Genomic DNA, 12,444 nt, shown 5'->3' on the forward strand with positions numbered 1-12,444 from the left:
TATGCGCCCAGATGGCGGAATCGGTAGACGCGCTGGTCTCAAACACCAGTGGATTTACTTCCATCCCGGTTCGACCCCGGGTCTGGGTACAAGTAAATCGGATAAGTAATTGAAAATCAATACTTATCCGATTTTATTTTGTCTTCATTGTTCCCGTTTTGTTCCCACCCAGATTTATTCCTCATTTCGTTAAATGGGTTTGAATGTCTTTAAACGTTGATTATGATGGTAGCGATAAGCTGCAAACAAAATGACTTCTGCTCATTCGTTATTTAAAAAAATATTGGCGCAGAAAAGGTTTTGCGATTCATGTTTTGAGCACTTCCTTTTCCTTATGTCAAGCTCAAAACCACTATAAATGATTCTGTAAACTATAGTTTAGGTAGGAGGTCGGATAGAGAAAGGGGACTGTTAGAGCCAAAAAGCAGACAGGGCGTTAATAAGGGCAAGTATTTTTATACTTTATTGTTGATTGAATAGAGTGAAAAGCGGAAAGTACTTGTCAAAGAATTATTTATTACTGTTGAAAAACAGTATATTGGATAGCTAAAGAGACAACCAAGGTACAAATGGGCTATGAAATTATCCATTAGAGGGGCTATTTTCGTTCTATCTTGCCAATAGAATCGGAAATTTTAAAAGTAAGAGAAGAATCGAAATGAGATTTAATCTCATAGAAAATTGTTCAACGATAATAGTTTATCATAGAAATTTCGTATTTTTGTACTTGGATTGGGGCGACTCTTTCCAAGACATATGAAATAAGAAGAAGCGTTATGCTTATCTCGAAGTCGGGAACGTAGGAAATTCAAGACTATTCAGAGGGAAAAGCGTAATGGTTTCTCACGCCATAGCGTGGGCTGCTATTACCATACTCTGAATAAAGGTTATTCCTACGACCTCCGACTTAGAACGTGGCATTGCAGTTCCACGCTTCAGTGTTTAGGAGGAAGTGTTATGAAAAAAAAGAAAAAACATACAGAATCAATTGATTTGGCAACTCAATCTGGAGCGGCTAACGAAGTAGTGTCTAGATATGGATCTGCTGCAAAAGAACATTTGGTGTCTTATTCTGGTGTAGACAATGAAAATGGAAGAAAACTTGTACGTGGACTGAAGAAAACAGCAGGGAGTAGGATCAATGAAGGCTATGCCTCCCAAAATATAAAACAACAAGCAGGATTTGCTGCAGAAGACAAATATACTGCCCGTCAAAATGCCGAGAAAATCATATCAGGTTCAAAAGAAAGATATTCTAGGACTGATGATTTAGGGCGTGTCAACGATCCGTTATTTGACCATGTGCTACTTGATGAAGATGGGGTAGTCGTTTTAGGATCAGGCGAGCAAATGAAATTTGTAGGAAATTCACCCAAAGCTTGCCTGAACAAACTTGCATCCGATAAATTCCAAAAATATATTGATGCTGATGCAAAGATTACAGTTCCAAGTGACTTTTACCCTGGCGTTTTGCAAGAAACAGAAGCGAAAATTCAATCTTTGCAACAACAGCTAGATTATGCAAACTCCTCTGGGAATAAAGAATTAGCTGAAAAACTAAAAAAGGATATTGCAAAATACAGAAAAATAAAATCCTTAGTCAAGGATAGTGGTATCACGAACAAAGAGGCAATTGAGGCACGATTACACCCTAAAATATCTACAGCAAAAGATATTATAAGAATTTCACATCGTTCGGGAATCGAGCAAGCAAAGACTGGGGCATTTGTCGGAGGTGGAATCTCTTTGATTAAAAATACAATAAGTGTTATTAAAGGAGAAATCAAACCTTTCGATGCAGCAAAGTCTATTGCTTTAGATACAGGTAAAGGAGCTATTGTAGGTTATGCAACAGCTTTTGCTGGTTCTACAATTAAGGCCGGAATGCAAAATGCTGCAAGTTCTACAATCAGAGCCATATCTAAGACCAATGCTCCTGCCATGATTGTAACTTCGACTATCGACTTAGGTAAATCTATGACACTCTTTGCCAAAGGTAAAATTTCAGGTATTGAACTTTTAGAAGAAGTAGGAGAAAAAAGTGCCGGACATATAAGCGGTGCGATGTTTGCTATTGTTGGGCAAGCAGCTATACCAATCCCGATTGTTGGGGCTATGGTTGGCTCAATAGTAGGATACGCTTTGAGCTCTGCATTTTACAAGGAATTGACAACATCGTTGAAAGATGCAAAACTTGCAAGAGAAAATCGCATACGAATTGAAAAAGAATGTAATGAAGCTATTAATTACATTAGGCAATGCCGTGAAGAAATGAATAGAATAGCTTCTCAATATTTATCTGACTATCAAAATGTTTTCAACTCTGCGTTTTCGGATATGGATTCTGCACTTCTATCCGGAGATATTGATCTCTTTATATCTGGAGCAAATAAGATTACAAAAAAACTAGGCGGAACTATTCAATACGAAAACATGAATGAATTTGAATCTTTCATGGATGATAATAAAATTTCTTTAACACTTTAAAATGTTTTAAATATGCCATTACCATTACTCTTTATCGGTATAGCCGCCGTTACAGGCGCATTAGGAATTGGCAAATCGGTCAAAGCTGCAGTTGATACTAACTCTGCCAATAAGACCAATAAAAAAGCCAATGAAATAGTTGATCAAGCAAAAAATCGTATCAATGTCGCTCGGAAACAAAGTGGAAGTAGTCTTGAAGCACTTGGTCGAAAAAAATTGAATGTTTTGAACTACAGCATAAATAACTTTATCAAAACATTCGAAAAGTTGAAGAATGTAGATTTCAGACAGTCTGTAGGTCTGAACGAGTTATCAAAATTCCAAATTGACAGTCAATCCTTATCTGAACTTAAGGAGCTTGGTGGTTTTGCAACCTCAATAATTGGTGGTATCGGAGGTGGTGCTCTTGGAGGTGCATTAACAGCATTTGGTGCATACAGTGCAGCAGGTACTTTCGCTGCTGCATCTACGGGTACTGCTATTGCTAGTTTAAGTGGTGCGGCTGCCACAAATGCTACATTAGCATTTTTTGGCGGAGGTTCTTTGGCTGCTGGAGGATTAGGAATAGCTGGTGGCACTATGGTTCTTGGAGGATTAGTTGCAGGACCCGCATTAGCTATTATGGGGCTTATTGTAGGAGCTAAAGCAAGTAAAGCTAAAGACGAAGCATATTCCAACTTAGCTCAAGCTAGGAAATATTCAGAGGAAATGGATGCTGCTGTTGATCTTTGCCGAGCAATAGCAAAACGAGCAGATATGTTTCGTGAGCTACTTTCCAAGCTGGAGAGATACTTTGATATGTCTATAAAGCAAATGCAAGAGGCCATAGACGAACATGGGAATGATTTTCGTTCTTTTAGTCAGCAACAGAAAGAAAGTGTCGCGGCCAGCGCAAGTTTGGCTAAGGCTATAAAATCTGTTTTAGACACTCCTATTCTTTCAAAAGATGGAAACTTGACATCACAATCACAGAAATTGTTAAAAGAAATGGATTCAGTATCTATTTCGGAAAAAGGTATAACTTCAAAGACCGTTTCAAATGCCAACAATACTTCTCAAAGCATTGACAATAGCAGCATTCCAGATATAATAAATGTTGTAAGAAAATGCTGTTATCAATTCTATCAACACAGTTGGGGCGATCTAGACGATCCGTATTATACGGATATGTGTAAAGTTCGATGGTCTGAATTGACTAATAGCCTAAACTTTAACTATCATTTAGATTTAACCCAAGAAGAATATTCTACTATAATTTACCAATTTGGGAAGTCAGAAGTAGAATACGAATGGCTGATTAGAGATTGTCGAAAGGCTATTTGTCTTGCCCAAGCTAGTGACATTGTAGAGTCTTGCCTTACAAGGCAGGATGTCAATCCGATGCACCTCACGGAGCACGATATTGATGTTAGTATTCTAATCCATAAATTGCGTAAAGCTTATGGAGTATCTGTGGAAGCTTGGCAATTGTTTGACAAGGGAGTTTCGACAACGCTTCCTCTGAAAAAAATAGTAGATGTAGCAATCGCAAAAAATCCAGAAAATCGTATGATTCTGAGTCAAAATATGCTAAGACTAATTGTTAGTGAGTAATATTATATATTCGATATTTAGATTCACAGAATCATGAAATGTAATAGCAAATAAAGCCAAAGTTTCTTATTTCGCTGGCGTTGAATTTTACAATCTAACATTATTTTGTCTATAATTTATTTTCCAATCATATTTCCCCTCTGCGACATCGCCCACCTCATTGAGTGTGTGGCGATGTTTTATTTCGTCAAATGGCTGTCGGCATTCCGCATAGCTACAAAGCCATACGCCAATGGCTTTCTGTTGTTCGGCAGTTTCGCCATATTCTTGCATCACGCTCTTGATGTCGGCGGCTTCGGACGGGGCAAAGAACGACTGGTGCTGTTCCGTGCCGAAATGGATAATCGCTTGGATTGCCCGTTTGAAAACCTCGCTTGTATGAAAGAGAAAATCGGCAAAGGCATTTAGAAGTTTGCGGCTGATTGCCAATGCGCTTTCCAACAGGCGGATAGTCTTGTCTTTTTCCTCTGTGGCTTCAAGTATCGCTTGGCTGATGCGCTGATGCTCACCGTCCTTTTGCTCCTGAAGCTGTCGTACCACCTTGTCCCGTTCCATAGTAAGCGAGCGGTTCAGTACCAACGTCCTGTCACGCTCGGTTTCGGCTTCCTGTTTTTCCGTAACCAACGCCTTTGTCAGTTCCTCCACCTTGTTTTTTACGGCATTGGGAAAGGCTTTTCTGATGCGCTCGTTCTCGGCTTTCAGCTTGGCGTTTTCCTTTTCAACGGCTGCGGATTTGCCAACTCCTACAATACTGCCGACACTATCCAAAATGCTGTCCATTTTCGCCTTGCGCTCGTCTTTGAGTTGCTTTTCCTTGTCGGCAATCTCGTTGTCAAGTGAAAGTCCGTACTGCTCTTTTGCCTTGTTCTCTCCCTCAATGGTCTGCCTTTCCGCTTCGGCTTTCTTTTTGGCTGCAAGGGCGGCTTCCTGCTTCTGCTTGGCGATGATGTAGTCCGTGCGCTCCAAATGCTTCTTGTCTGTAATCTCCTTTGAGATGCCCCTTTCCATTTCCAGACACTCCGCTAACAGCGTCTGCATATCGCTCATGTCTTTCTCGTCCAGCTTGCAGGATTTTCCGGTGTCGTGGTTCATCCAGTCCCAGACGATATGGGCGTGCAGGTTGGGCTTCCATGTGGCGGTGTCTCCGGGTACACCGTAATGTCCCTCGTCACGGTGGATGAATATCTGCAATGCCGTGATACCCCAACATTGCTTGCACACCTCACAGAAATGCTGCAGCTGTTTCATCGTGGTATCTTCCTTGATTACGACAACTCCCTCTTTGATTGGGGTGCTGCCACGCACAATGGTCACCTTGCCCGTCTTCTTGTTTACACGTTTCCGGTCTTTGGTCTGCATCGCCCGTCCCGTCTTCTCCTTGACCATTGCGGCTATCTGATTGTAGTAGTCAGCCAATGAGGTATCGCCAATTTCAGGTGCTACCCATGCCTCGTTTCTCACCGTAAGTTCAGTACGGATGTAGAGGTTTTCCTTGCGGATATTGGCGAGATATTCCGCTAATCGTCTGTTATGCGGTCCACTGCTTCTGACGAGGCAGGGCTTTATGTTGATTGATGTCTTTTGTGCCATAAGCTTGCTTGTTTTTTGAGTTTCACAATGGGTTATTAGGGCTGTGCCTTAATCGGAGGGTGCAGGGAGAGGGTCACTTCCTGCCCGGGGTTCTTAGGGGTGGAAACCTCTAAGCGGAGTTTCCAAAGAGGGGGGCACTCTTTGGTCGGGTTGCACAGGGCTGAAAGTCCTTGCCGGGTTCTTAGGGCAGCGTCCTAAGTGGGACGGGGCAACGCCCAGCCCCTCGGGAGAGCCCACAACTTTGTAGCGTAGCGGAGAAGTTATAGTGGGCTATACCGGTGCAAGCACGGTTGCTCACGCCACGACAACGGAGTACCGCTTGGAATCCGGCGTTTTGCGCCTTTCAATTCCTCTTCCCTATGTTCGGGTCAGTCTCACCGCCAATCGTGCCGTCCTGCGTTTCTTTTGGGATTTCCGTGGGGTTTTCGTCAGGCTGTCTGTCTTCACTATGGGGATTGTCGACTTCATCACCGACTGCCCGGTCGGACGTTGCAGGCGAGCGAAGGGAAGAAGAAGGAGATCCTGTTCCGCTCCCTGTGCTGTCCGCATCCCGTACCTCGTTTTGGCTGTCACCCGGTATGGTATTTTGTACACTCTGCATCGGCAAATCATCGGAAAGAGATGTCCGCATATCGCCCGGTTGTCCTTTGGCAGTTGCCGAAGGTCTGACATAATGGGGATTGGTCACAAGGACACCTCCGACGTACCAATCCGTGAGAAAATGCAGGGTGTGTATGGAAGTGTGGTTGTTGGTTCGGGTGGTCAGCATGCCGAGCCTGTTAAAACTGTCGATGAGCTTGCCTATTGTCTTGCGGTTGCATCCCAAGTATTCCGCCAGTTCCACGTCGGAAGCTGCGACCTGTCCCACCTCCAGTACAATCTCAACGCCTTTGATTTTATAAACGGTTCTTTCCCGTACCGTATCGGTCATCAGTCGGTGCAGGCACTTCTGTCTGAAAGCGGAGAATTTGTCTTCCAAAAGAAAATCCCACTGTTCGGCTGAAAGAATGGTGCAGTAGCGTATGGTCTGTTTCTCTTTACACATAGTCTATGATATTATGATGTTATACTGGTCAGCTACCAGCCCAAACCGTATTCCCGTTCGGGCATGTAATACTCTTTGTCTTCCGCTATGTGGTTCAGCACGTCCTGCAAGCGGTCAAGCTGGTCATGGTCAAGCACACGGATTGCGTTAATGATTATCTCCTGCGAGGCAATCCTCCGATGTGCGATGCTCCTCTCGTTCATCGTTCCGTCACCGTCTGCATGGACGGAATGTAGGTAGGTATTGACCGCCTCCGTCTGTTCTTTTGTGGGATATGGTGTTGCCCATTTGTCTGTGATGTGGTCAATCATTTTGCCGATTGCATCAGCCAGTAGCGGGTTGCGTTGCGCTATTCTTGTTATCAATTCTTCTTTCTTCATACAAATGTTATTTAGTTTTACGATTGTTTATTCCATGTTGATTTTGTTGATTCTGTTGAGAATGATTTGACAAAAGGGAAAAGAAAAGGAGCTTCGCTTTTAATAGGGCAGCATATTATCGTCTTTCTTTTTTGGCAGGCAAAGTTCTCTGTTGAATTTTGTTGAGAGTGTTGTAGAGTTGTAAAGCCCTTGTTCATACGTTCTTTCTTATATTTCATCATATTCAACAATTTCAACGGTAGTCTTTTAGAATTTCACGAGTGACGGTATAAAAGCGTCCTACTTTCTTAGGTGATGCGGAATACTTCTGTCCGGGCAACACTGATATTTGGTAGGTGGAATAAGACAACGCATTGGGGGCTGGCTCCAGTTTCCAGCACTGTTGGAGAATGTTCTGCACCTGATGACGCTCTATTCTCACCATTGAGTAATTAAACAGTTGTAGCAGGTCGTTGATGCAGAAATTTATAATTTCCACATTCATAGAATCCATAATGTCAAGCAGCAATTCTGCCATATCAAGTTCTGTGCGACTGCGATTGCAACGGACGATTTTCTCCAAAGCTGCTGTACGGATAAGAGATGGCGAGAACCACATTCGGCTTTCCTCACTGGTAATCAAGGTGCGGTGTTGCAAGTGGTACAGAAACGCGGGAATTTCATCTTTCAGTTTCTGTAAAAAGGTAGTATCGTCTTTTTCCAATCTGCTGACCTTTCTCACCCAATAGCGTGTCTCTTCGGGTTCGATGTAAACAGGAAAACTCTCATTGTTGGAACACAGCACGAACTTGGCGAAGAACTGCACTTCATAGCGGTCTTTACCTTTTGCCTCCATCTTGTAAGAGTGTGCCGTGCTTAGATTTTTCAATCGCTCGCTGTCTTCACGACGGTTGAGTAGCACCTCGTCCACTACAATCATCAGCTTGCCTGCCCAGTCGGCATTGAACTGGCTACGGAAATCCTCGTTGGTGTTGAATGTAACATTCTCTTAAAACAATGCTTTCAGGAAATTCAAAAACGTGCTCTTACCCGTGTTTCGTTCTTCCGACACTAATAGAAGTATCGGTAACTTTTGCGTTGGTTTCAGGTACAACAGTTGAAGATAGTCCATGCCCAATTCGTGTTGCTCACCAAAGATATGCTCAATTAACGAATGTATATGTCGGAAATCGCCTTCCTCCGGGATGTGGGTTATCGGCTCGTATAGGTTGTAAAAATTGTTCACGTTCAATCGGTAATCTGTATGACTGGGCATAGTACAGAATCCATCGTATTTCGGAATGTGTGCCACTTCGTCCTTGCCATGGTCTTGCCGGAATACGCTCATCTTCCACTCTACACGTATTTTGCGAAACGAGCCATTCATCATTGGCTGATTGAGAATGCGAAATAGGGTAGTTCCAACACGAACATACTCTTCTTCTACGTTCTCGACATTTTCAATCTTGGGAGTTACAAGCGTGTTTTCAATCTTTTCCATTGTAGGGAATTTTGTCAGTTTTACCCAAGATGCGCTTCACGTCCGAGAAACGGTATCTTACTTTGTTACCCACCTTAACGGTTTTCAGGTAATTGCGCTTGTTCCAAAGCCATAAGGTCGTGTCGCAAACACCGCACATTTCCTTGACTTCCTCACGTGTCAATAACTTGTCCTCATTGGTGGCTTTGAGTGCCACCGCCACCTCGTTCACTGCGCGGTTGATAAGCTCGTTTGAGAAATTGCGCAGGTCTTCACTTGTAATCTCCAACTTGATATTGGCTGCACTGTTGGAGATAATTTGCATCAAATCGGTCATGGTAGATACATGCTGCCAGTAGCCCGACACAACCATTCCGGCAGCATTATAAATGATTGCGCCACCGCTCCGACATTGGAACGATAGCGCAAAAGTATAAATGGAATTTGCTATGATTCAATTATTTGCATTTCGTTGTTTTCGCTGAAATCATAAACGAAAGAAACGAAATACAGAACAGCCTAGTTGGGTTTATTTGAGAATGCCTTTATCTCAATATTAATGCAGGATTTTGAATAAGTTGGTCTATAACCGGATGATAAATGGCTCTATCTGTAACTGCTGTAATAGTCGTGACTTTATTACCTCCATCTTTGGACGATGCACCGCAATGGTAAATCTGTTCATCCGCAGTTTGGTAATCAATGACAATATACCTGTCATGAAATATTCCTCCAGAGGTGTGCAATAAGATAGAAACATTGGGATATTCACGGCAGAAGTCATTGAGTTCTGCTTGATGTAATCGATTACCCGTATTATCGGAGAATATCGTTATATTTACATTGACAGGAACATCCTTCAAAAGCACCAATGTCTTTAACCCAATGTAATTGTCAACTACAAATATCGTTTTCTTGGCTGTGGCATAAATATGCTGATAAGCCAAATCCGACTCAACGGGTTGACCGTTAAGTATCAGCCAACCTCTTCTGACCGAAGGATTGCCAAAATCAAGCATAACATTTGCCAGTTCCGACTTTGTTACGACACTGCCCAATGTGTCTATTATGCTGGCAACCTTGTCGTCTATGGCAGATAGGGAATTGCGTAAATCAAGCAAGTCTTGTGTGTTTTGGGTTGTTTGCAAAGATAGTTGTAGATATTCTCTTTGCCCCAGTAATGGTTGATTATCGACAATGTAATCTTTCATCTGCTTGAAGATGCGAATCAAGGCTTTACTTTGTTTGGTTGCCAGTGGCCCTTTCAAGACGGTCATAAGCATGTATATTCCTTGTTCCGTAAAGGCATAAGGGTTATATCTGCGACCGCCCCAACTTGAGGTGGAATTTTTGCACCTCAAGATTTCACATTCGTCATCGGACAATTGGAACATGAAGTCCTGTTCAAACTTTTCAATGTTGTTTTTCACTTGGCGATTGAAATCTTTGGTGCTATAACCATAGATTTTAGCCAAGTCCATATCCAACATCACACGAACTCCTCTGATGTTGTATATATAACCTTTCAGGTATTCGGCATTGATTTCTTGGACGATAATGTCTTTATCCATATTTATAAATTAAAAGTGTTTATACTTTCGTCATTTGTTTCAGTGAGATAAGCCTTCCATTCATTGATGAATGCCCGTTCAATTCCACTGTCTTTTATTTTCCCTTTATTCGTACTGTCATTTAGTTTCTTAATGGAGACTTGCAGGTTGCGTACAGTCTTCAAGTCACAATTCGGCAGTTCCTTGACAAGTAGGTTATGGAATGTTGTCACATCACAACTGGTCAGAAGGCCTTCCTCTTGGAGGGCAAAATACAGTCGTGCCAAATCTGTGCCTGTGTGCTGCGTTGAAACTCTCAACCTTATCCGATTCAGAATCCTTTCTTGATTTCCATGGAGATAGTCTTTCAATGTCAGAGATACCCGCTTATCTGTTGGCAGCTTTTCCTCAATTGGTTTATCATCAACAGACAAATCTTCAATACTTGTTTCTACTACGCGATTTTCCTCAATGGCTTTCTTCTCCCGATGAAAACTCTGCCAATCTTCTCTTGTTCGCATCTTGTTAAATATGCTGCTTCTGATAACCACCTTAACCATTACTGCTGCAACCTTTTTCTCAAAGAAGTTGTTTGCAGGGTTCTGCGCCTCGGCTTCCAATTGAGTGACCATAGTTTCATAACACCTGCCATAATAAAGCCATGCCAACATGGCTGGGACTATTGTATTGCTTTTTACATTGTGAAACTCTTCAATCAACAATTTTGCCGCATCAGAATCCGCCGAATAGCTTTGCAAACGATGTTCATCAGCGAGGTCTCCATGACATTCGGCTTGATATTTACACATCATTTGAGGGGTGAGTTTCCACCCTAATTTGAATATCTTGTATAAGCCCGTAGCCGATTTGTCGTTCACTTCGACAACGAACCGATCATATTCTCTTGGGTGGGAGTCGAGCCAATCCTTGACTTCCTGCTTGAATCGTTCAAAATCTTTTTGAGCCATAGCCTACTGTCTTGTTAGTCCAGCAAATGTACGAGTTCCTGTTTCATTTCCTCGTCTATCTCTCTATATCGGCGAAAAGCCTTGCTGCCTTCCTTGTGCCCCGATACCGATGAAACAAGGTCGGGGTCTTTCACCTTCTTATACATATTGCCGATAAATGTCTTTCGAGCCGTATGTGTGGTAGCCACCTCATACAGATACTTTTGTTCAGGCTCGCGAGTGAGCGGGTTAAGTACGGTGACAATCCTATCAAGTCCAGCCAATCGAAACGCTTCCTTGATGGCTTGATTATATTTCTGTTCTGATATAAAAGGAAGCAAGGATGTCCCTACATAATCTTTATAATGTTCGAGTATGGCTTTGGCAATGTCATTCAAAGGTACTCTTATTGTCCGGGGATTATGGCCGCGCGTCTTTTCTTGTATGTATTCCAACGCTCCGTTCACAATGTTTTTCTTTGTGAGTTTATAAAGGTCACCCACACGACAACCTACAACCGTTTGGAACACAAAGATGTCACGCTGAATAGCCAGTTGCGGACGAGCGGACAAATCAGCCTCAAACAATTGGTTACGCTCTTGAAGGGTAATATAAATGGGCGTTCCGTAAAGGCATTCTTCTAAAGGGAACTTGTCAAACGGACGATTAGTGGTCTTGCCTTGATTGTAGCACCATATAAAAAAGGTACGTATGCGTGAGAAGCTATCTATAAGGGTGTTCTTCCCTCGCGGTTGGGGAGTCCGTTTTTCCGGAATGGTCTCGTAAATTTCAGGGTATTCTTCCACATAGGCATATTCGTTCTCCATAAACTCCCACATATCGGCAAGAGTATCTTTAGTTATGGTATGGATGTCAAGGGTAAAATGCTTCATTCCCCGTCTTGTCCTTCTGACAAACAGTTCGTAGCGCATGAGTGCTCTCTTCACCACGCGGAAGTTCTTCTTTCTTACTTCCGAAAGGTTATGCTTATCCAGAAATTCATCGAAAAGCTCGGTAAAGGTTGGCGGATTTTCAGCCGCCAGTTCTTCTTCTGTCTTGTATTTCTTCGGGTGATGAAATTTGTCTATAATTTCCCCGAGCCATTCACTGTCAGCGTCCTCCTTGTATTCCTTTTCAATCATCTGGGTTAATGCCTGCACTTTGTGGTTCAAGTTCATCTTCTCATCTTCCGGCACTAAAGCTACACGGTCTTTATATCCCTGCCGTTCGGCACTCCAATGGTTGGGACTGATGACAAGTTCGCTTGCGCCCTTGATATCTTTCTTTCCGTCGCGCAGACGGAAATATATGGTGGCCTTAGTTTCAGTATCGTTTTTCTTAGAACCTGTTTTGAATTTATCATTTGACCCTGTTCAGCATAATTTGTATCATT

9 protein-coding genes, 1 tRNA gene and 2 pseudogenes are annotated in these 12,444 nt (G+C 42.6%); 3 read left to right on the plus strand and 9 right to left on the minus strand.

The window, feature by feature from the left end; genetic code table 11:
- The first annotated feature begins 5 nt into the window (after positions 1–5).
- The 3 genes from ACT8YW_RS18630 to ACT8YW_RS18640 all read left to right on the plus strand — a co-directional run bounded on the left by ACT8YW_RS18630 (position 6) and on the right by ACT8YW_RS18640 (position 4,080).
- Positions 6–89, plus strand: a tRNA-Leu gene (locus tag ACT8YW_RS18630).
- 868 nt (positions 90–957) lie between these two features.
- A complete protein-coding gene (locus ACT8YW_RS18635; protein ID WP_444106707.1) occupies positions 958–2,487 on the plus strand; it encodes a hypothetical protein in 1,530 nt (509 codons plus the stop codon).
- 12 nt (positions 2,488–2,499) lie between these two features.
- Entirely contained in the window at positions 2,500–4,080 is a 1,581-nt protein-coding gene (locus tag ACT8YW_RS18640; protein ID WP_444106709.1) for a hypothetical protein, read from the plus strand.
- Positions 4,081–4,167: 87 nt separating this feature from the next.
- On the opposite strand, the gene ACT8YW_RS18645 is transcribed toward ACT8YW_RS18640, so the two are convergent.
- From ACT8YW_RS18645 to ACT8YW_RS18685, 9 genes and pseudogenes are all read right to left on the minus strand, one after another.
- Positions 4,168–5,670, minus strand: coding sequence for a mobilization protein (locus tag ACT8YW_RS18645; protein ID WP_444106711.1), 1,503 nt, complete (start codon positions 5,668–5,670; stop codon positions 4,168–4,170).
- A gap of 343 nt (positions 5,671–6,013) precedes the next feature.
- Positions 6,014–6,715 carry a hypothetical protein gene (locus tag ACT8YW_RS18650; protein WP_444106713.1) on the minus strand — a complete coding sequence of 234 codons (702 nt, stop codon included), beginning with the start codon at positions 6,713–6,715 and terminating at the stop codon, positions 6,014–6,016.
- 32 nt (positions 6,716–6,747) lie between these two features.
- On the minus strand, positions 6,748–7,095 hold the full coding sequence (locus tag ACT8YW_RS18655; RefSeq protein WP_444106715.1) for a hypothetical protein: 348 nt from the start codon (positions 7,093–7,095) through the stop codon (positions 6,748–6,750).
- Between the two features lie 232 nt (positions 7,096–7,327).
- Positions 7,328–8,575, minus strand: a pseudogene (locus ACT8YW_RS18660) (primase-helicase family protein).
- Entirely contained in the window at positions 8,562–8,891 is a 330-nt protein-coding gene (locus ACT8YW_RS18665) for a helix-turn-helix transcriptional regulator (RefSeq protein ID WP_444106717.1), read from the minus strand. Before ACT8YW_RS18665 ends, ACT8YW_RS18660 begins: the two are co-directional and overlap by 14 nt.
- A 208-nt stretch (positions 8,892–9,099) precedes the next feature.
- Complete coding sequence (locus tag ACT8YW_RS18670; RefSeq protein ID WP_444106719.1) at positions 9,100–10,125, minus strand: ORF6N domain-containing protein; 1,026 nt, start codon at positions 10,123–10,125, stop codon at positions 9,100–9,102.
- A gap of 2 nt (positions 10,126–10,127) precedes the next feature.
- A complete protein-coding gene (locus ACT8YW_RS18675; protein WP_444106721.1) occupies positions 10,128–11,072 on the minus strand; it encodes a DUF6043 family protein in 945 nt (314 codons plus the stop codon).
- 14 nt (positions 11,073–11,086) lie between these two features.
- Positions 11,087–12,196: pseudogene (locus ACT8YW_RS18680) on the minus strand (tyrosine-type recombinase/integrase); the annotation flags it as partial.
- A 56-nt stretch (positions 12,197–12,252) separates the two neighbouring features.
- The coding region (locus tag ACT8YW_RS18685; protein ID WP_444106723.1) for a hypothetical protein at positions 12,253–12,444 on the minus strand (192 nt) is incomplete at its 5' end.

The organism is Bacteroides sp., assembly GCF_052357945.1.
Taxonomy (GTDB): domain Bacteria; phylum Bacteroidota; class Bacteroidia; order Bacteroidales; family Bacteroidaceae; genus Bacteroides.

Bases quoted from the DNA above. Each gene is read 5' to 3' on its own strand.
- ACT8YW_RS18635 (WP_444106707.1), top strand. From the start codon at position 958: ATGAAAAAAAAGAAAAAACATACAGAATCAATTGATTTGGCAACTCAA.
- ACT8YW_RS18640 (WP_444106709.1), top strand. From the start codon at position 2,500: ATGCCATTACCATTACTCTTTATCGGTATAGCCGCCGTTACAGGCGCA.
- ACT8YW_RS18645 (WP_444106711.1), bottom strand. From the start codon at position 5,670: ATGGCACAAAAGACATCAATCAACATAAAGCCCTGCCTCGTCAGAAGC.
- ACT8YW_RS18650 (WP_444106713.1), bottom strand. From the start codon at position 6,715: ATGTGTAAAGAGAAACAGACCATACGCTACTGCACCATTCTTTCAGCC.
- ACT8YW_RS18655 (WP_444106715.1), bottom strand. From the start codon at position 7,095: ATGAAGAAAGAAGAATTGATAACAAGAATAGCGCAACGCAACCCGCTA.
- ACT8YW_RS18665 (WP_444106717.1), bottom strand. From the start codon at position 8,891: ATGACCGATTTGATGCAAATTATCTCCAACAGTGCAGCCAATATCAAG.
- ACT8YW_RS18670 (WP_444106719.1), bottom strand. From the start codon at position 10,125: ATGGATAAAGACATTATCGTCCAAGAAATCAATGCCGAATACCTGAAA.
- ACT8YW_RS18675 (WP_444106721.1), bottom strand. From the start codon at position 11,072: ATGGCTCAAAAAGATTTTGAACGATTCAAGCAGGAAGTCAAGGATTGG.